The following is a 17,839-nucleotide window of genomic DNA, read 5'->3' on the forward strand; positions in this document are numbered from 1 at the left end:
GGCCGGACTTTCCGGATTCAGGCAGGTTTCCGGGATTGCATGGCGGCAATGATCCGCGCCAGATCGCCGAATTGGAACGTATCTTCAAACACCAGGCCAAAGGCATTGTCGCGCCGCCAGCGAATCTTGGCATTAACTTCGGGCAGGTCTTGCGCAGAAAGCCTGACACGCTGGTCGATTGAGAAGCGGTGATCGCTGGTGATCTTGGCACCTTGCTGGGAGATATCATGGATATGGGCCGCAGCACGCTCATCTCCGCTGGCGACAATAGCCGGAACCTCCAGATTGATCCGAATGGGGCGTTTGGCAAAGCGACTGGGGCTTTCGACGATTCGAGCGATATTTGCCGGGCCAAGAAACTTGAGGCCTGCCCGGTCGCTATCCTGCCAGATCAGCTCCAGCTCATGCTGGTCACCATTCTGCATTTCCAGCATCATCGCGCCGCAGTCGGGCAGGGCATGGAAGACCCTGACATTGACGCCGGTCTCCGATGCATCTCGCACAACGCACAGAAATTCCCCCTCGGGCGTGATGAGCTTGGCCGCCCGAATCAGCAAAGCGAATCGGGGTGCTCCGCGCTGATCGCTGCCCGATTGTGCAGCCCCGGCGGAATGCGCAGTGGCAGTGTCGCGGCGTAATCCGTCGCGCATGGCGTCTCCAAAAGTCTACGCGGCGGCTGCCCCAATCAACCGGCCCGCTGGCTGCGAACAGAATTAATCTAACCCCATGTGGTTGATGAATGGATAACGCAGCGAGACATTCGTTTCAGACGCGGATGCGTCGGTGGCCAAGCATTGGCGCGGAAAGCTGGTGCGGGCGGCGGGACTCGAACCCGCACGAGCAAAGCTCAGGGGATTTTAAGTCCCCGGCGTCTACCAATTCCGCCACGCCCACATCGTTAAAAAAGTGCCTAGCGCGGGCTTTACCCGCTTACCAGTATCGCTTGCTGGCGATCTCGGCACCTTGTGCCAACGTGGCCAGCTTTGCCCACACCACATCGGGATCAAGGTTGTTGCTGCCGGCATGGACGGAAAAGCCGCAATCCACGCCCGCCATCACCCGCTCACGGCCCAGCAGATCGGCATAGCGGCCAATCCTCTGCGCAATCAGCTCAGGGTGTTCGATATAGGTCGATTGCGGTTCGATCATGCCCGGGCACAGCACCTTGCCTTCGGGCAGCGGATTGTCCTCAAAGAAGGCGAATTCATGCGCGTGGCGCGGGTTTGCGCCTTCCAGCAGCACGGCATGCGGCTTGGCGCTCCACACGATGTCGGCAATTTCGTCCAGCGCCACGTCGCAGTGATGCGGGCCGGGATAATTGCCCCAACACAGGTGCATGCGGCATTGCTCTGCCGGAATATTGCGCAGCGCATGGTTAAGCGCGGCGATGTTCATGCCGATCCGCTTGCGGAATTCCTCCAGGCTGAGATTGGTGAACTGCACATGGCGGCCCATCGCCAGATCCGGGCAATCGACCTGCAGGGTGATCCCGGCAGCGGCAATCGTCTCATATTCGTGGCGCAATCCCTCGGCCAGGGCGAAGACATATTCCTCGTCACTGGGGTAATATTGGTTGGGGAAGAACAGCGCGGTGACACCCGGAGATGCGGCGGACATGAAGCTGTCATGGCCAGCGGCAATGCGCGTCAATCGCTCCGCATCGATGCGCGGAGCTTCCATGTCGATCACTTCGATGGGGCTGGTGCAGGCAGGGGCGGACCGCTTGGCGCGGCCCTTGTTGCCAAACACCTGTGCCTTGGCGCCGGGGAATTCCTCCAGGTCCTGAAACTCGTACTGGCCCGCTTCGCCGCCGAAGCCCGACAGGCGGTGCTTGATATAGGTGGCGTAGGACGGCTTGGACATTTCACCATCGCCGACGATGGAAATGCCCGCCGCCTTCTGGTGGCCGATCACCTCCGCCGTGGCCCGGTCAATCGCCTCATCCAGGGCCGGCTGATCGACCCCGTCGCCGCCTTCGCGGGCGAACATCAGGTCTAGCAGGTACTCTGGGCGTGGCAGGCTGCCGGTATGGGTGGTCTTGAACCCGCTCACGCCAGCTCCTCGCGCACCATCCGCGCACCTTCAACCATGGCCCGCATCTTGCCGAAGGCAACCTCGCGCGGGAGGTATTTCAGCCCGCAATCAGGAGCCACGATGATGCGCCTGGCATCGACATGGGGCAGCGCCTTGCGAATGCGCGCGGCAACGGTTTCCGGCTCCTCCACCGCATGGGTCGACAGGTCCAGAACGCCCAGGATGATGGTCTTGCCCGGCAGGGTTTCCAGCACCTTGGTATCGAGCTTCGACTGCGCCGTCTCGATCGAGATCTGCTGCACCGCGCTCGCTGAAAGTTCGGGCAGGAAGCTGTAACCTTCGGGCCGCTCGTGAATCAGGTGGGCATAGCCAAAGCAGATGTGCAGCGCGGTGGTGCCCTGCACGCCTTCCAGCGCGCGTTCGAGTGCCACCAGGCCGAACTGGCGCGCCTTGTCGGGCCGTGCCTGCATGTAAGGCTCGTCCAGCTGGACCACGTCGGCGCCGGCGGCGAACAGGTCCTTGATCTCCTCGTTCACGGCGGCGGCATAGCCCAGCGCCAGCGCTTCGGGATCGCCGTAGTAATCGTCCTGCGCCTGCTGGCTCATGGTGAAGGGGCCGGGCACGGTGATCTTGATCGCCTTGTCGGTATGCTGCTTCATGAACTCAACGTCGCGCACCTGCACCGCATGGCGGCGGCTGATCGGTCCGGTCACGCGCGGCACAGGCACCGGCTCCCCGCTGCGATCCAGCGCGGTGCCGTGATTGTCCATGTCCACCCCGTCCAGCGCCGTGGCGAAACGGTTGGAATAGCTCTCACGCCGCATCTCGCCATCGGTGATGATGTCCAGCCCGGCACGCTCCTGCGCTTCCATCGCCATGATCGTGGCATCGTCCCATGCTTCCTCGAGCATGTCTTCCGGAATGCGCCACAATTCCTTCTGCCTTGTGCGCGGCGGGAACCGCCCGGCCAGCTTGGCACGGTCGATCAGCCATTCGGGCTGGGCGTAGGAGCCGACCAGCGAAGTCGGGAGCAGCGGAAGGGTCATTCAGTATCCTCTCAATTATAAGCACGCAGCACGCGCCGGGCGGTATCCGCCTCGCAGCGCCAGTTCAGGTGGCGGAACCTGCTGTTCAGGCAGCTTCCTCTTCGCTGCGGAAGTCGTTGTTGGAGGTGTAGTCTCCGGCCAGCCAGCGCTTCAGCTCGTCATGCGCCTTGGCCTTGCGCGCCGCGTCACCTGCCGCTGCCCGCGGATCGTCATGGGTGAACTCCACCGTCATGCCATTGGGATCGACGACATAGACCGACCGGCAATAGCCGTGCTCCAGCACGTAGGTTGCATCCAGCCCGGCGTCCTTGATCCGCCGCTCCAGTTCCACCTGCGTTTCCTTGTCCACGTCCAGCGCGAGGTGGACGAAAGGCGTCTGCGGAATATCGGGGACGAACAGCTCCTCGTCCTCCTTGTTGGCGAACTGGAAGAAAGCCAGCGCGCCGCCATCGCCAATGCCGAAGAAGCAGTGGCAATAGGTGCGCATCTTGCCGAACAGCATGTCTGATTCGCACCAGGTGGCCACCAGCGGCAGGCCGAGGATATCCTCGTAGAAATGGCGCGTCGCTTCCATGTCCTTGGTGACGTAAGCGGTATGGTGCAGGCGGTTAGGCAGTCTGGACATCTTGAATTCTCCCTTCGGCCGATTCTTCTCGGTCCCTGATGCAGTCAGTCTATCAAACTGGGGCGTTGGCGCAATTGACGAGTGCCGCGCCCTGGATCACCCTTTGCGCCCGAGGATTTCCGCATTGTCCGCGCCCAGCTCTGGCGGCGGCACGACCGTGTCCTCTATCTCGCCGTCAAAGCGGATGGGGTTGCGGATGGTACGGAACGTACCGCGCGGTCCTTCGCCCGAAATTTTCACCCTGTGGTGCTTTGCCAGCGGGCCTTCGAGCACCTCCTTCGACGAATAGACCGCCGAATGCGGCACTTCGAGAGCGGTCAGCCGCTCCTCCCAATATGCGCGCGGCTGGGTGGCGAAGATCGGCGCGAGGAAGGCGATCACATTCTCGTAATTGGCAATTCTCGCCGGGCGGCTTTCGAACTCCGGACGCTGGAGCATGTCGGGCTGGCCCACCGCTTCTGCCAGGTTTTCCCAGAACTTGGGCGGGGAGGACATGTGCAGCGCGATCCAGCCGCCGTCGGCACATTCGAACACATAGCTCTGGCTGACATGCGGGCGAGACCACGGCCCCATGACCTCGTCCACGCTGAGGTAATGGGTGAAATCATCGAGGTTGAAGTGGCACATCGCCTCGAACATCGACGTTTCGACCCGGCGGCCCTTGCCCGTCTTCTCCCGCTCATACAGCGCGGCAAGAATGCCAAAGGCGGTGTAGAAGCCGGTCACAGCGTCACCTATCGCGGGGCCAACCACGCGCGGATTGCCCGGATTGACCAGCAGCCGCAGAAACCCGCTGCACGCCTGCGCCACCGTGTCGAAAGCGGGGCGATCCTTCCACGGGCCATCGTTACCGAAGCCGGAGATATCGGCATAGATCAGCCGCGGATTGATGCCCTGCAGCCGCTCTGCCCCCACGCCCAGCCGCTCGGCCACGCCGGGACGGAAGTTCTGGATGAATACGTCCGCGGTCTTCACCAGCTCGTCCAGCGCCGCCAGATCTTCCGGGTTCTTCTTGGTGTTGAGCGTGATGGATTTCTTGTTGCGGTTATACGTCTGGTAATGCGGCGAATAGAGATCGCCCTTGAAGGCGCGGAAGGGATCGCCCGTTTCGGGCATTTCCACCTTGATCACTTCGGCGCCCAAGTCGGCCAGCAACATGCCGGCAGCCGGCCCGGTGATGAAAGTGCCCATATCGAGCACGCGTATGCCTTCAAGCGGCCTGGCCATTCGTCTCTCCTGTTCCTCTTTGCGTGGATCGCTATAGGTTGAAAGCTTGATCGGCAAGGAGAGACAAATGCGCATCGGCAAACAGGACCAACCCTTCAGCGCTATCTGTAAATCGGATGCGACCAGCATCACGGTAAGGGGCAGAGACCTGTGCGGCGACATCATCGGAAAAATGGATTTCAGCTCCTACTTCTGGCTGCTGGTGACGGGGGAGGAGCCGAACGAGGACCAGTCCTTCTTCCTCAACGCCGTTCTGTGCGCGCTGGCCGAACACGGACTGGTGCCCAGCGTCGTGGCCGCCCGCATGACCCTGGCCGCCGCGCCAGAGGCAGTGCAGGGCGCCGTGGCGGCAGGGCTGCTGGGCTGCGGATCGGTGGTACTGGGCAGCGCCGAAGTGGCGGGCAAATTCTACGCGCAGTGCGTGGCCGACCAGCGCGAGACGGGCGACGATGTGGCGGACGTGGCCAAGCGTAATATCGTGGAACTGCGCAAGACCACCAAGGCCGTGCCCGGCTTTGGCCACCCGCAACACTCAGAAGGCGACCCGCGTGCCAACCTGCTGCTCAAGCTGGCAGACGAGCGCGGCGTATCGGGCGAACACGTGGCCATGATGCGCGCATTGCAGGCCGCCCTGCCCGAAACCATCGGCCGCGAACTGCCCGTCAACGTCAACGGCCCGATCCCGGCGATCATGCTCGACCTGGGCTGGCCCGTCGCGGCGCTGAAAGGCATCGGCCTGCTGTGCCGCACCGGCGGCCTGATCGGCCACCTGACCGAGGAGGCCGAGCGACCGATCGGCTTTGTGCTGAGCGGTGCTGCGGCGCAGGCGATTGAGTATGATGGGGAGTGAGAGAATACGCAGGCGGTTACCATGGCGTTCGTGATTGAGCACGATCGCACCGCAACTGAATTTGACGATGACACTCTCTTAGTCTTTGTTGACGAGACGGGAGATGAGAGGCTTTCGTCTTTCGAGGTGCCCTATTTTGGCTTTGGGGGCTGCCTCTGTCGAGCCTCGGATTATGAAACCGCGATTGAACGATCTTGGACAATCTTGGAATCGAAATTCTCCTATAAAGGTAGTCGGCTGCACGCATCAGAGTTGAATCCGAAAGAACTTAGCGATGCGCAAAAATCTGCATTAGGCACATATTTCGCGAAGGGAGCTTTTGGCCGCTTCGCAGCAATTGCAAAATCGAGCATGATAAACGAAACGGAGCATAGCGCCTTCCATCTCACAGCTTACATGGCGATCCAGCAAATGCTGGAAGTCATAAAGAGGATGGGAGGAGACTTTAGCGGGATCGTCATGCTATTTGAACATTCACAACGATTGGACTCGCTCTACAACGACTATTTTAGGCGTTATGACTTCCGTCGTAAGGATGGCGCGAAAGTCCCTTGTTTTTTTGCCACCCAAGCGAAAAATACGGGAAAGGAGCTTCTCGCCGGCCTCGTGGTTGCAGACTTTGTTGCGCATACGGCAGGAAGCATGTCGCGAACAACGCAAGGCGGAACAGTCAAAGCAAAGCGTAGGGATTTTGCTGCTATTTTTTCACATGAGTTCGCAAGTCATATGTTTATTGATGCAATCAGGAGCCAATGACGCAAGAGCCTTGCCAAGCCTCCTGCCCCTCCGCACAGTGCCCTCAGGAGAGACACCACTTGACCGCTGCCACGCCCGACCACATCGCCGCCCGCACAGGCTCGCCTCGCGCGGTCCTCGCCAAGCTTGGCCTGCCGTGCCTGCTGCTGGCTCTGGCGGCTTGCGCAACCACCACCGATGGCGCGCCTTATGCGCCCGACGCCTCTATGGGTATGCTGATCGCGCGCGATTCCTGTGCGGAGTGTCATGCAACGGGCAGGACCGGGGATTCCCCGAATGAGGACGCAACCGCCTTCCGCGAAATCGCAGGCCGTCCCGCCATGACCCAGCAGGCGCTGGCTGCATGGCTTACCGATGGTCACAATTATCCGGCCGAAATGGGCTTCACTCTGGAGCAGCACCAGATCGAATCGCTGGCCGCCTTCATGATCCGCCTGCGGGCAGGTGGGGCGGATTCCGCATCCTAGAATGAGGTCCGGGGCAGCTGCTGCTCACGTTCCGCCTTGCCAAGCCTGCGTCCGCCTCGCACAGTAATTCTCGGGAGAGAGATACATGATCGCTGGCGAATTCGATTACCTTGTTATCGGCGCAGGTTCTGCCGGTGCGGCGCTGGCCGCGCGGCTTTCAGAGGATGAGACCAAGACCGTCTGCGTGCTGGAAGCGGGCGGGCATGACAGCCATCCGTTCATCCACGTGCCCAGCTTCGTTGCCGCCGCGATTGGCCGCAAGGAGACGAACTGGAGCTTTGAAACCGTGCCGCAGCCGGGCATGGCGGGCCGCAAGATCGGCGTGCCGCGCGGGCGGGTGCTGGGCGGATCGGGCGCGATCAACGGCATGGTCTATTTTCGCGGCCATCCCACCGATTATGATGACTGGTCGGACGCGGGCTGCACCGGCTGGTCCTATGCCGAAGTGCTGCCCTATTTCACCCGCACCGAGCATAATGAGAATTATCCCGCCAGCGTGTTCCACGGCACCGATGGCCCGATCAACGTCAAGCACGTGGAGAACCCCAACCAGCTCAATTACTCCTTCATGGATGCGCTGGCGTCGCTGCAATTTCCCGCCTGCCCGGATTTCAACGGGCCTGACCCGGAAGGCTATGGCCGCCGTCAGGGCCTGATCGGCAAGGGCCTGCGCCAGAGCACCGCGCGGCAGATGCTGCTGCCCGCGATGGAGCGCGGCAATATCCATTTGCAGACCGATGCCCGCGTGGCGCGCATATTGGTGGAAGACGGACGGGCCATTGGCGTGGAGCTGGTGGACGGCAAGGTGATCCGCGCGCGGCACGAAGTGGTGCTGTCTGCCGGAACGGTGCAGACGCCGCAGATATTGATGTTGTCCGGCATTGGCCCCGCCGCCCATCTGAAGGAAATGGGCGTGGACGTGGTGCATGATCTGCCCGCCGTGGGCGAAAACTATCACGATCATGTGGCCAGCCCACTGCACATGGAAACCAGCGATTCCACCAGTTACGGCATCAGCTGGAAGGCTGCCCCGCGCGATATCGCCTGGTTCTTCTATTACCTCGCCACCCGCAAGGGACCGCTGGCGGGCAATGTGTTTGAAAGCGTGGCCTTCCTGCGCACCGATCCCAGCCTGACAAAGCCGGACGTGCAATTCGTGTTCCAGCCGGCCAAACGCCTGACGGTGAAGGGCGTGCCGTTCCCGGTGGGCCACGGCTATGCCATCAGCCCGGTGGCGCTGTATCCCAAGAGCCGCGGCACCATTCGCCTGGGCAGCAATGATCCCGCCGCCGCGCCGCTGATCGATCCCAGGCTGTTGCAGGAGCCGGAGGATATCCAGCCGCTGATCCGCGCGCTGAAGATCGCCCGCGCCGCCTTCGCCAGCGATGCCTTCAAGCGCTACAACGGCACCGAAGTGGCACCGGGCGCAGAGGTCACCAGTGATGCCGCGCTCGACGCCTATATCCGCGAGACCGGCTATACCGTTCACCACCCCGTGGGCACGTGCAAGATGGGCGCAGCGGGCGATGCCAGCGCTGTGGTCGATCCACAGCTGCGGGTTCGGGGCATTACAGGCCTGCGCGTGGCCGACGCCAGCGTCATGCCATCGGTCATCGGCGGCAACACCAATGCGCCCTGCGTGATGATTGGTGAGCGCTGTGCCGATTTCATCCTCGGCAAACCCGCATTGCCCGCCGCACAATTGCCGCCGACAAGCGTCGCACGTTACAAACCCGGAGCGGCAGAAGCCGCCTGACTGGAGAGAGAGCCTTGGCAAAGGAAACCATGATGAGCTGGCAGGTGGGTGATGTGAAAATCACCCGCATTGTCGAGATCTATAATTTCACCGACAACATCAACATGACCATCTCCGACGCGACGCCCGAAGAGGTGATCGCGCTGAAATGGCTGCACCCGCATTATGCCACGCCCGATGGCCAGCAGCGGATGAACTTTCAGGGCTTCGTGGTGCAGACGCCGGACCGCAACATCGTGGTCGACAGCTGCATCGGCGCCGGGCGCGAGCGTGAGTTCGATGTGTTCTGCAACCTGCCCGAAGGCTTCCTGCAGGACCTGGAGAGCCTGGGCATTTCGCGCGAGGATGTGGACACGGTGATGTGCACGCACCTGCACTTCGACCATGTCGGCTGGAACACCTACAAGGACCCGGCAACGGGCGAGTACAGGCCCACGTTCCCCAATGCCAAATACCTGTTCGGCAAGACCGAATTCGACGCCTGGCAGAACACCTTGCGCAGCGACGGCATCCACAACCCCAACCACATGATCGAATGCGTCGATCCGATCGTGGCGGCGGGCATGGCACAGTTCATCGACAATTATCACCAGATCGCGCCGGGTATTACGACCGAGCCGAGCCACGGCCACACGCCCGGCCACGTGCATGTGTGCATTGAAAGCAAGGGGGAGCGCGCGGTGATTACCGGCGACCTGATGCATCACCCGATGCAATGCGCCATGCCGCACCGCACCGCCACTTTCGACATGGACAAGGATGCCGGGCGCAACTCCCGCACCACTTTCGTCGACAAGTACAAGGACAGCGGCGTGGTGGTGATCGGCGCGCATTTCTTCGATCCCACGGCAGGCCATATCAACACGCATGGCGAAGGCGATGTGCGTTTTGACGGGCTGGGGCTGTAGGCCATGAGCACACCCATCCCCGATTATCCGCTCGACATCTTCACTCCCGATGCGGTGCGCAATGCGCGCGCGGTGGATGATGCCTTGCGTGAATTCGCCCCCGCCGTGCGCCTGCACGATGGCACGGTGATGATCGCGCGGCATGAACATGTGACCAGCGGCCTGCTCGACTGGAAGAGCTTTTCCAGCGCCAGCCGTCCGTGGCATGATCCCAATTCGCCAAGGCCGGAAATCCTCCTGACCGATGATCCGCCCAAGCATACGCAGGTGCGCAAGGTCGTGTCCGATGCGCTCAGCCCGCGTGCGCTGGAGCGAACCAAGGCGATCTTCCAGCAGGCCGCGCAGGAATTCGTGGATGAGCTTCGCGCCCGGGAGGGTGAGGCGGTGGACGCCGTGGGCGAGATCACCCAGGCCTTCATCTTCCGCGTGCTGCCCGATGTGCTGGGCCTGCCGCAGGAAGGCCGCCACCATATGCACGGCTTCAGCCAGATGGTCTGGGCCACGATGGGCCCGCCCGGAGAGCTGTTTGACGAGGCGATGGACGCCGATTTCTCCGCGGTGATCGAGTGGCTGGACAAGGTCTGCGCCCGCGATGCCATCGATCCCGAAGGCATCGGGGCGGAGTTCTTCCGTGCTGCCGACCGCGGGCAGGTGACGCTGGATGAGGCAAAGCTGCTGCTGCAGACCGTGCTCAGCGCCGGGGCCGACACCACCTATCTCACCATGGCCAACGCCATTCGCGCATGGGCCCTGTTCCCCGGCGAGTATGACAAGCTGCGCGCCAATCCCAAGCTGCTCCGTAATGCCTTTGACGAGAGCCTGCGGTGGGATTCGCCCAGCCGCATGGCCGGCCGCATCACCACCTGCGATGTGCCGATTGACGATTACATCGTGCCGGCTGGCACTCGCTGCGGGCTGATGTTCGCCGCCGCCAACCGCGATCCGCGTTACTGGGATGCGCCCGATGAATACCGGATAGAGCGAGATACCAAGCATTCGCTCGGCTGGGGATACGGAGTGCATGGCTGCGTGGGACGGATGCTGGCGCAGACAGAGGCGCAGGCGCTGCTGGGCACGATCGTGCGCGAAGTGGCGAGCTTCGAGATTGCCGGCGATTACGAACCGTGGATGACCACCGTCGGCCACGGTCCGATCAAGCAGCCCGTGCGGCTGAAGTTCGCCTGACACATAGTGGGATCGCCTGAATCAGCTCCGGTCACCATGATTCAGGCGATCCGCTATGCCCGGCATGAACGCACCGCCGCGGCCAATTTCACCGCGCCGGTGGACGATCATGACCTGCCCATGCCGCTGGATTATTATGTCTGGGCGATCCATCGCGAAGGCTTGCCGCCAGTGGTGGTCGATACCGGTTTCGGGGCGGCGGCGGCAGCGGCGCGGGGGCGGGAAATTACCCGCCCTATCCGCAAGTCCCTGCGCGATGCAGGCGTGGACCGGCTGGGCGTGACCGATGTGATCCTGACCCACCTGCATTACGATCATGCCGGCGGGATGGAGGATTTCCCCAACGCCCGCTTCCACGTGCAGGATGCCGAACTGGCCTTCGCCACCAGCCGTCACGTCTGCGACCACGGCGTGCGCGCACCTTTCGATGGGGAGCCGGTGGCGCAGCTGGTGCGCAAATTATACGCCGACCGCGTGGTGTTTCATGAGGGGGACGAGGAGTTCGCCCCCGGCATCCGCCTTCACCTCGCCCATGGCCATACGGCGGGGTTGCAGGTTGTCGCCTGCGACACGTCGCGCGGAACGGTGATCCTGGCCAGCGATGCCGCGCATCTCTACGCCAATATCACCCGCAGGCTGCCATTCCCCATTTTCATTGATGAGGCGGACTATGGCCGCGCGCAGCAGCGGGTGATGGAACTGGCGGGCGGATCGCTCGATCACGTCATTCCCGGCCATGATCCGCTGGTGCTGGCGTGCTTTCCTTCGCACAACGATATTGCCCGCGTCGACCTGCCGCCGCATAGGCCCGTTGCTGCGGCTTTGGAGGCATTATGACGACTATCGGATTTCTGGGACTGGGCCGCATGGGCGCGCCCATGGCCGCCAATCTGCTCAAGACCGGCCACACGCTGCTGGTGCATGACCTTTCGGATGAGGCAATTGCCGCGCTGGTGGCAAAGGGCGCCCAGGCAGCCGGATCAACCGCCGCATTGGGTGAGCGTTGCGACATCGTTTTCACCAGCCTGCCCACCCCCGCCATCGTGCGCGATGCGGTGCTGGGGCCGGACGGCATCTTCTCACGCGGCAAGCCTTCGATCTTCTGTGACCTGTCCACTTCCGGACCGCAGCTGGCGCAGGACCTTTCCGCCGCGCTGACCCCGCAGGGCGTCGCCTGTTTCGATGCGCCGGTATCGGGCGGGATCAAGGGTGCGGTGGACGGCACGATCTCGATCATGGTCGGCGGTCCTGAGGAGGAATATCAGCTTCTGCGTCCGCTGCTGGAAGCGATCGGCAAGCCCACGCACATGGGCGAAACGCCCGGCTCCGGCCAGACGATGAAGCTGGTCAACAATCTGCTGGGCGCGGTCGCCATCGGGGTGACGGCGGAAGGCATGGCCTTTGGCATCAAGGCCGGGCTGGACCCTGCGCGGATGATCGACGTGCTCAACCAGTCCACCGGCATCAATTCCGCCACGCGCGACAAATGGCCACGTTCCGTGCTGCCGCGCACGTTCGATTTCGGCTTTGCCGCCGCGCTCAGCCTGAAGGACACAAAGCTGCTGATGGATGAGGCCGCCGCAGCTGGCGTGCCCCTGCCACTGGGCAGGATCGTGCAGGATTACCTTGAACGCACGCTGGAACGCGAAGGGCCGGACGCCGACTTTACCGCCATCGCCAAGGTGGTGGAGGAAGCCGCCGGGCTGGACCCTGACTGCGGCTGATCACTCCGCAGGCGGAGTTGGCGCGGCAGCCTCATCCTGCCGTTTGCGGTCGATCAGCTTCTTGGCCACATAGCCGCCTGCGCCAAGCGCCACTATCGTTCCGATGCGCATTCTGCGCAGCACGGGCACGGCGATCATGCCCAGAACCGCGCCGCCTGTTCCGCCAATGCTGCGGGTGAATTTGGATGCCTGTGCGCCTGCGACAGCGCCGAAAATCTTGCCAATCATGTTGGGCTCCTTTGCTTTGCCTCCTAAACTGCCGGATAATGATGTTTGTTCCGCAATTCTGGAGTCGCCCCCATGCTGGCCGCCCTGCTCACCCTTATTGCCGCACAGTTCGATCCTGGCGCGCCGCTGACCGGCCAGTTCGATGGAACATGCCTTTATCCCGAAACCCTTCGCGAGCGGGCCGAAGGCGACAATCTGGTCACCTGCAACAGAGTGACCGTGGATGACAAGGGGATCGTTTTTGCATCGCGAAGCTGGGGCGTGAGGATGCGCTTTTCCGGCACATTCGAAGGCGACCGGATGACCGTGACCAGCATCGCCGGGCGCAATGGCGAACAGGTGGAGGCGCGCGGCACGTGCCAGATCTATTACGCCAACGAGGAAGTATCGACCATCGCCTGCACCGCCATCGCCCATGGCCGCGCCCACCTGGCCAATTTCGTGGTCTCCCGGCTCTAGGAAGGCGCCTGCCCAAGCTGACGCGCCGCCCTGTGCAGAAAATTGCTCAAATATCGTTGCGGATCGTCGCCAGCGCGCCGCCGTCGATTTCCCACTTGGCGCCGTTGACGTAGCTGGCTTCGTCACTGAGCAGGAAGCTGACCACATTGCCGACTTCAGGTGGCTGGCCAACACGGTTGAGCGTGGCCACTTCGCCCAGCTTCTTCATGCCCGCTTCCACGCTGTCGAACATCTGTTCCAGCATGCCCACGAGCAGCGGGGTCTCGATCACGCCGGGCATCACGCAGTTCACCCGCACGCCCTTTTGCGCCACTTCGGATGCCGCCGTGCGGGTCAGGCCGACCGCGCCGTGCTTGGTGGCATTATAGGCGCAGGCGCCCGCCAGTCCGCGTTCGGAACCGATGCTGGCGGTGTTGACCACCGCGCCCTTTCCAGCGGCGACCATGTGCGGAAGCACGAAGCGAAGGCCCAGGAACATGCCGCGCAAATTCACGTGCAGGACCTTGTCGAACATGGCGATGTCATATTCATGGGTGGGGGCCAGATCGCCCTCGATCCCGGCATTGTTGAAGAAGCCGTCGATCTTGCCGAACGCCTCCATCGCCGCCTTGGCATACCCTTCGACGGCGGCCTCATCGGCGCAATCGGCGACATGGGTGATGACGTGATAGCCCTTGGCCCGCAGCACATGGCCGCATTTCTCCAGCCGGTCTGCGGCGATGTCCACCATCAGCACTTCGGCCCCTTCGCGGGCGAGGATTTCGCAGGTGGCATAGCCGATTGCCCCGGCAGCACCGGTAACGATGACGGAATTTCCCACGTGGCGTTTGGTCATTTGGCAGCCTTTGACTTGCGGAAGGGCATGGTGAGCAGGAACAGGATCAGCTTTGGCGTCAGCAACTTCATCGCCTCTTTCGCCTGTTCGGGCGTGAGCGTGGCGGTCATCGGCATGGTGCCATAGACCTTGCCCTTCAGCACCAGATCATTGCCTTTGCGCTCGATCTTGCTGACCTGCATCAGCTCGGACTTGTCGGCGGCGTAGATCTTCATATGCGGATCTCGTCAAAATCGACGCCGATATCCTCGGCCATCACCATTGCCGTGGCGCGGCCTGCGCCGAACACGCCGCCGCCGGGATGCTGGAACGGGCCGACCAGATAGAGGCGGTCCACGCCCGGCACGCGGTACTGGCCCAGTTCCGGCGTGGGGCGGTGCGATCCGGACTGGTAGGTGGTGGTGGCAATGCCGTGCAGGTCGCCGCGGAAGAAGCTGGGCGATGTGCGCTCCATATCGACCGGTGAATCGCAGTGATAATCGAGCACGATGTCAGGCACATTCTCGATGAAATCCCCCATGCGGGCGATCATCTTCTCGGCGAATTCGCCCTTGGCCTCATCCCAGTTGCGGCCATCCTTGCGAGCATAGGGCACGTAATCCCAGGCGTGGAAGATGGCCTTGCCATCGGGCGCGCGGCTGGGGTCATGCTGGGTCAGCTGGCCCACACCCACCAGCGGCGTGGGGGAGAAATTGCCATAGCGCAGCTCGTCGAATGCGCGGCGCATGTCCTCATAACTATCGGGCATCAGCTCATACATAACCGCCGACAGCTCGCCGCCCTGCGCATCCTTCGCCTTGAACTTCATCGGCGCGTCGAGCGCGGCATGGACGGTGAAGCAGGCGGCATCGGTGATATGCGTGCGCCGCGCGTTCTTCGCCACGTTCGCGGGCAGGCTGGGCACCATGTCGGGCAGCACATGCGGATGGATCGCGCCGATAATGCCATCATTGGCAGACAGGCGATCGCCATTGTCGAGCACCACGCCGGTGGCACGGCTGCCATCGGAGACGATCTCGCGCACCTGCGAATTATTGACCACCTTGCCGCCGTGATCCTCGATGCAGGCGATCAGCGCATTGGTGAGCGAACCGGAGCCGCCAACGGGCACGCCGAAGCCGAATTTCTCGAGGAAGCCGAGGAAGACATAGGCGCCGATACCGGTGGCCTTTTCATCCGGGCTGACGAGGTTTTCACCCGCCACGCGGCCGAAATGCGCCTTCACCTTCTCATGCTCGAACAGCTCATCCATCAGGTCGAACGTGCTGACGGCCATGGTTCGCATGATCTCCCGCCCCTCGGCGGACTGGTCCATCATCGCGGTCTGCGCGCCCACCGGCATGGGCGGCGAATACAGCCCCGCCTGAATCATCGGCAGCCATTCAGCCGCCTGACGGCTCATTTCGAGGAAGGTCCTGGCGTCCTTCTCGCTGAAGTGACGAATGGCTTCGGCGGATTTGTGCGGATCGCGGTTGAGCGGCAGGGTGGCGCCATCCTCCCACACACTCATCATCGGCACTTCGGGGAAGAGATATTTCAGGCCGTATTTCGATTTCAGCCCCAGCTCGTCATTCAACAGCAGCGGATTGCCCTGGATGAAGATGTGGCTCATCGAATGCTGATCGTGATGGAAGCCGGGCCGGGTCAGCTCACGCGTCACCACGCCGCCGCCGTGCCATTCATTGCGTTCCAGCACGAGCACGCTCTTGCCAGCAACCGCCAGATAGGCGGCGGCGACAAGCCCGTTATGGCCCGATCCGATGACAATGATATCTGCGTCTGACATGCAATAATCCCTTAAAGGCAGGCCGACAGCGCGATGTCGGAGAGTTTCTGGCAGCGCACGATATTGGCCGCCTGCGTCATCACGCCCGCGCTGAGGAAGGAGAAGCTGACGTCGGCTTCCGGGTCGACCCAGAACAGCGTGCTGCCCGCGCCGTAATTGCCGAATGTCTCCGGACTGGCGAGCTGGCCGAACAGGTGGTGGAACACGCCGGTGCCGCGCACCTGGAAGCCCAGTCCCTGATTGCCCGGCGGAACGTCCCACCCGGCGCGCAGGGCCACTGCGCGGTAAAGCTCGTTCGGCATGTCGCCGGTGTGCACCTTGCGCGCCAGGCGGATCATGCGCGGGGAGAGGAGGCGTGTGCCCTCCAGCTCACCCTCGCGCCGCAGCATTTCGGCAAAGCGCCACAAATCGCCGGTGGTCGACGCGCAGCCGACATGCGGCGCCTCCACGGCAGGGTCCTCGAACAGCGCATGATCGCCTTCGATATTGCGCGACAGATGCTTGATCGGAACGGTGCCGCGCATGTCTGGCTTCACGTGGCGCGGATGAAGATCGGTACGCAGGCCCATGCTGGTGGAGTTCATCTTCAGTGGCGCGAACAGGTCTTCATGCAGCAGCGTCTGGTAATTGCGGCCCCTGGCATCGGTGCGCACCAGTGCCGTGCCCATCAGCACGTGGTTGACCAGCGGCGAATAATCGCAGCGCTCACCCGGCGGGGTGGCCCCGTGGACGTTGGCGATGCTCTCGTCGTAAAGCTCCTCCAGCCGGTCCAGATACATGCCCGGCTTGGGGCTCCACACACCCGGCATGCCCGCCGTGTGGGTCAGCAGGTGATAGAACGTGGCTTCCTGGCGCGGGATGCCGGTGAATTCCGGCAGCACGTCGCGCACCTTGGTGGTCAGCGCAAAGCGGCCTTCCTCAATCGCCTTCATGATCAGCACATTGGTGAAGGCCTTGGTGACGGAGAACAGCGAGAACACGTTGTCCTTCACCAGCGGCTTTGTGCCCGCCGCATCCTGCGCGCCGATCGCTTCATCGAACACCACCACGCCGCCGCGCCCGATTTGCAGCACTGCGCCGTAATAATCGCCGCGCGCGATGTCCTGCTCGATCACCGTTTTGAGATGATCCAGACGTTCCTGCCAAACTGCACCCATGATATTCTTTCCCTATCCGGCAGCGATGATGCCGCCATCTACAGCCAGCATTGCCCCGTTGATGAATGATGCCTCGTCGCTGAGCAGGAAGGCCACTGCCTGCGCTACGTCGGGCACCGTGCCGTTGCGGCGCAGCGGGATGTTCTTCGCCCTCTGCTCATATTGTTCGGCGGTGACGAAGCCTTGCGTAGCAGGCGTCGGCACGCTGCCCGGCGCGATGGCGTTGACGCGGATGTTCCGCGGGCCAAGTTCGCCCGCCAGCACCTTGGTGAGGCCGGCAATGCCCGCCTTGATCGTGGTGTAGGCGCCGGTGCCCGGCCGTCCGCGATAGGCGACGGGGCTGGAGTAATTGAGGATATTGCCCTGCGCACTCTCATCGCGGTGGGCAAGGAAGGCCTGCACGCCCCAGAACACGCTTTTCAGTCCTGCCGACAGCATGGTGTCGAGCGTTTCCTCGGTCACCTGCTCGATCGGTTCGTACACCAGCACCGATGCATTGTTGATCACCGCGCGCAGCGGCCCTGCATCCTTCGCGAAGTCCTCTGCCAGCTGGAAGAAGGCATCGCGGCTGCCGCAATCGGCGCCATAGCTGAAGGCCCGGCCGCCCGCGTCAATGATGGCATTGGCCACTTCGAACGCGGATTCCCCGTGAATATCCGCCACGCCGACAATCGCGCCTTCGGATGCGAGGTGTTTCGCAATCCCCTCACCAAGACCGCGTCCGGCGCCGGAGATCAGGATCGGCTGACCATCGAATCGATTGGCAGTACGCGCCATTTATTGAGCTCCAGACTTG

20 protein-coding genes and 1 tRNA gene are annotated in these 17,839 nt (G+C 62.6%); 9 read left to right on the plus strand and 12 right to left on the minus strand.

The window, feature by feature from the left end; genetic code table 11:
- Positions 1 to 17 precede the first annotated feature (17 nt).
- The 6 genes from GRI32_RS06950 to GRI32_RS06975 form a co-directional block, all read right to left on the minus strand.
- Positions 18 to 650: a PilZ domain-containing protein gene (locus tag GRI32_RS06950; protein ID WP_160590678.1), complete on the minus strand. Its 633-nt coding sequence runs from the start codon at positions 648 to 650 to the stop codon at positions 18 to 20.
- A 158-nt stretch (positions 651 to 808) separates the two neighbouring features.
- A tRNA-Leu gene (locus GRI32_RS06955) sits at positions 809 to 894 on the minus strand.
- 36 nt (positions 895 to 930) lie between these two features.
- A complete protein-coding gene (locus tag GRI32_RS06960) occupies positions 931 to 2,052 on the minus strand; it encodes a uroporphyrinogen decarboxylase/cobalamine-independent methonine synthase family protein (protein ID WP_160590679.1) in 1,122 nt (373 codons plus the stop codon).
- Positions 2,049 to 3,080: a uroporphyrinogen decarboxylase family protein gene (locus GRI32_RS06965; protein ID WP_160590680.1), complete on the minus strand. Its 1,032-nt coding sequence runs from the start codon at positions 3,078 to 3,080 to the stop codon at positions 2,049 to 2,051. Before GRI32_RS06965 ends, GRI32_RS06960 begins: the two co-directional genes overlap by 4 nt.
- A gap of 85 nt (positions 3,081 to 3,165) precedes the next feature.
- Positions 3,166 to 3,705 (minus strand): VOC family protein, encoded by a 540-nt coding sequence (locus GRI32_RS06970; RefSeq protein WP_160590681.1) that lies wholly within the window; start codon positions 3,703 to 3,705, stop codon positions 3,166 to 3,168.
- A 96-nt stretch (positions 3,706 to 3,801) separates the two neighbouring features.
- On the minus strand, positions 3,802 to 4,932 hold the full coding sequence (locus tag GRI32_RS06975) for a CaiB/BaiF CoA transferase family protein (RefSeq protein ID WP_160590682.1): 1,131 nt from the start codon (positions 4,930 to 4,932) through the stop codon (positions 3,802 to 3,804).
- A 67-nt stretch (positions 4,933 to 4,999) separates the two neighbouring features.
- Here GRI32_RS06975 and GRI32_RS06980 point away from each other — a divergent pair, with 67 nt between their 5' ends.
- From GRI32_RS06980 to GRI32_RS07015, 8 genes are all read left to right on the plus strand, one after another.
- Entirely contained in the window at positions 5,000 to 5,782 is a 783-nt protein-coding gene (locus GRI32_RS06980) for a citryl-CoA lyase (RefSeq protein ID WP_160590683.1), read from the plus strand.
- 21 nt (positions 5,783 to 5,803) lie between these two features.
- Positions 5,804 to 6,538, plus strand: coding sequence for a DUF3800 domain-containing protein (locus GRI32_RS06985; protein WP_160590684.1), 735 nt, complete (start codon positions 5,804 to 5,806; stop codon positions 6,536 to 6,538).
- Positions 6,539 to 6,597: 59 nt separating this feature from the next.
- Positions 6,598 to 7,005, plus strand: coding sequence for a c-type cytochrome (locus GRI32_RS06990; RefSeq protein ID WP_160590685.1), 408 nt, complete (start codon positions 6,598 to 6,600; stop codon positions 7,003 to 7,005).
- A gap of 85 nt (positions 7,006 to 7,090) precedes the next feature.
- Complete coding sequence (locus tag GRI32_RS06995; RefSeq protein WP_160590686.1) at positions 7,091 to 8,761, plus strand: GMC family oxidoreductase; 1,671 nt, start codon at positions 7,091 to 7,093, stop codon at positions 8,759 to 8,761.
- A 14-nt stretch (positions 8,762 to 8,775) separates the two neighbouring features.
- A complete protein-coding gene (locus GRI32_RS07000) occupies positions 8,776 to 9,669 on the plus strand; it encodes an MBL fold metallo-hydrolase (RefSeq protein ID WP_160590687.1) in 894 nt (297 codons plus the stop codon).
- Between the two features lie 3 nt (positions 9,670 to 9,672).
- Positions 9,673 to 10,854, plus strand: coding sequence for a cytochrome P450 (locus GRI32_RS07005; protein ID WP_160590688.1), 1,182 nt, complete (start codon positions 9,673 to 9,675; stop codon positions 10,852 to 10,854).
- A 36-nt stretch (positions 10,855 to 10,890) separates the two neighbouring features.
- On the plus strand, positions 10,891 to 11,691 hold the full coding sequence (locus tag GRI32_RS07010; RefSeq protein ID WP_160590689.1) for an N-acyl homoserine lactonase family protein: 801 nt from the start codon (positions 10,891 to 10,893) through the stop codon (positions 11,689 to 11,691).
- Positions 11,688 to 12,578: an NAD(P)-dependent oxidoreductase gene (locus GRI32_RS07015; RefSeq protein ID WP_160590690.1), complete on the plus strand. Its 891-nt coding sequence runs from the start codon at positions 11,688 to 11,690 to the stop codon at positions 12,576 to 12,578. Before GRI32_RS07010 ends, GRI32_RS07015 begins: the two co-directional genes overlap by 4 nt.
- On the opposite strand, the gene GRI32_RS07020 is transcribed toward GRI32_RS07015, so the two are convergent.
- Complete coding sequence (locus GRI32_RS07020; protein WP_160590691.1) at positions 12,579 to 12,806, minus strand: hypothetical protein; 228 nt, start codon at positions 12,804 to 12,806, stop codon at positions 12,579 to 12,581. It abuts the gene before it with no gap.
- 72 nt (positions 12,807 to 12,878) lie between these two features.
- On the opposite strand from GRI32_RS07020, the gene GRI32_RS07025 reads away from it, so the two are divergent.
- Positions 12,879 to 13,265 (plus strand): hypothetical protein, encoded by a 387-nt coding sequence (locus tag GRI32_RS07025; protein ID WP_160590692.1) that lies wholly within the window; start codon positions 12,879 to 12,881, stop codon positions 13,263 to 13,265.
- A 46-nt stretch (positions 13,266 to 13,311) separates the two neighbouring features.
- Here GRI32_RS07025 and GRI32_RS07030 read toward each other — a convergent pair whose 3' ends face one another.
- The 5 genes from GRI32_RS07030 to GRI32_RS07050 are packed head-to-tail and all read right to left on the minus strand — an operon-like array spanning position 13,312 to position 17,820.
- On the minus strand, positions 13,312 to 14,100 hold the full coding sequence (locus GRI32_RS07030; RefSeq protein ID WP_160590693.1) for an SDR family NAD(P)-dependent oxidoreductase: 789 nt from the start codon (positions 14,098 to 14,100) through the stop codon (positions 13,312 to 13,314).
- Positions 14,097 to 14,315 (minus strand): hypothetical protein, encoded by a 219-nt coding sequence (locus GRI32_RS07035; protein ID WP_160590694.1) that lies wholly within the window; start codon positions 14,313 to 14,315, stop codon positions 14,097 to 14,099. Before GRI32_RS07035 ends, GRI32_RS07030 begins: the two co-directional genes overlap by 4 nt.
- Positions 14,312 to 15,886: a phytoene desaturase family protein gene (locus tag GRI32_RS07040; RefSeq protein ID WP_160590695.1), complete on the minus strand. Its 1,575-nt coding sequence runs from the start codon at positions 15,884 to 15,886 to the stop codon at positions 14,312 to 14,314. The genes GRI32_RS07035 and GRI32_RS07040 overlap by 4 nt, the downstream gene beginning before the upstream one ends.
- A gap of 11 nt (positions 15,887 to 15,897) precedes the next feature.
- Positions 15,898 to 17,043: a serine hydrolase domain-containing protein gene (locus GRI32_RS07045; RefSeq protein ID WP_160590696.1), complete on the minus strand. Its 1,146-nt coding sequence runs from the start codon at positions 17,041 to 17,043 to the stop codon at positions 15,898 to 15,900.
- 12 nt (positions 17,044 to 17,055) lie between these two features.
- Positions 17,056 to 17,820 carry an SDR family NAD(P)-dependent oxidoreductase gene (locus GRI32_RS07050; RefSeq protein ID WP_160590697.1) on the minus strand — a complete coding sequence of 255 codons (765 nt, stop codon included), beginning with the start codon at positions 17,818 to 17,820 and terminating at the stop codon, positions 17,056 to 17,058.
- Positions 17,821 to 17,839: the final 19 nt, after the last annotated feature.

This window comes from Alteraurantiacibacter aestuarii (assembly GCF_009827405.1).
Classification (GTDB): Bacteria; Pseudomonadota; Alphaproteobacteria; order Sphingomonadales; family Sphingomonadaceae; genus Alteraurantiacibacter; species Alteraurantiacibacter aestuarii.

What these genes read in the sequence shown, in the direction of transcription:
- GRI32_RS06950 (WP_160590678.1), bottom strand. Translation starts at nt 650, where the DNA reads ATGCGCGACGGATTACGCCGCGACACTGCCACTGCGCATTCCGCCGGG.
- GRI32_RS06965 (WP_160590680.1), bottom strand. Translation starts at nt 3,080, where the DNA reads ATGACCCTTCCGCTGCTCCCGACTTCGCTGGTCGGCTCCTACGCCCAG.
- GRI32_RS06970 (WP_160590681.1), bottom strand. Translation starts at nt 3,705, where the DNA reads ATGTCCAGACTGCCTAACCGCCTGCACCATACCGCTTACGTCACCAAG.
- GRI32_RS06975 (WP_160590682.1), bottom strand. Translation starts at nt 4,932, where the DNA reads ATGGCCAGGCCGCTTGAAGGCATACGCGTGCTCGATATGGGCACTTTC.
- GRI32_RS06980 (WP_160590683.1), top strand. Translation starts at nt 5,000, where the DNA reads ATGCGCATCGGCAAACAGGACCAACCCTTCAGCGCTATCTGTAAATCG.
- GRI32_RS06985 (WP_160590684.1), top strand. Translation starts at nt 5,804, where the DNA reads ATGGCGTTCGTGATTGAGCACGATCGCACCGCAACTGAATTTGACGAT.
- GRI32_RS06995 (WP_160590686.1), top strand. Translation starts at nt 7,091, where the DNA reads ATGATCGCTGGCGAATTCGATTACCTTGTTATCGGCGCAGGTTCTGCC.
- GRI32_RS07005 (WP_160590688.1), top strand. Translation starts at nt 9,673, where the DNA reads ATGAGCACACCCATCCCCGATTATCCGCTCGACATCTTCACTCCCGAT.
- GRI32_RS07010 (WP_160590689.1), top strand. Translation starts at nt 10,891, where the DNA reads ATGATTCAGGCGATCCGCTATGCCCGGCATGAACGCACCGCCGCGGCC.
- GRI32_RS07015 (WP_160590690.1), top strand. Translation starts at nt 11,688, where the DNA reads ATGACGACTATCGGATTTCTGGGACTGGGCCGCATGGGCGCGCCCATG.
- GRI32_RS07020 (WP_160590691.1), bottom strand. Translation starts at nt 12,806, where the DNA reads ATGATTGGCAAGATTTTCGGCGCTGTCGCAGGCGCACAGGCATCCAAA.
- GRI32_RS07025 (WP_160590692.1), top strand. Translation starts at nt 12,879, where the DNA reads ATGCTGGCCGCCCTGCTCACCCTTATTGCCGCACAGTTCGATCCTGGC.
- GRI32_RS07030 (WP_160590693.1), bottom strand. Translation starts at nt 14,100, where the DNA reads ATGACCAAACGCCACGTGGGAAATTCCGTCATCGTTACCGGTGCTGCC.
- GRI32_RS07035 (WP_160590694.1), bottom strand. Translation starts at nt 14,315, where the DNA reads ATGAAGATCTACGCCGCCGACAAGTCCGAGCTGATGCAGGTCAGCAAG.
- GRI32_RS07040 (WP_160590695.1), bottom strand. Translation starts at nt 15,886, where the DNA reads ATGTCAGACGCAGATATCATTGTCATCGGATCGGGCCATAACGGGCTT.
- GRI32_RS07045 (WP_160590696.1), bottom strand. Translation starts at nt 17,043, where the DNA reads ATGGGTGCAGTTTGGCAGGAACGTCTGGATCATCTCAAAACGGTGATC.
- GRI32_RS07050 (WP_160590697.1), bottom strand. Translation starts at nt 17,820, where the DNA reads ATGGCGCGTACTGCCAATCGATTCGATGGTCAGCCGATCCTGATCTCC.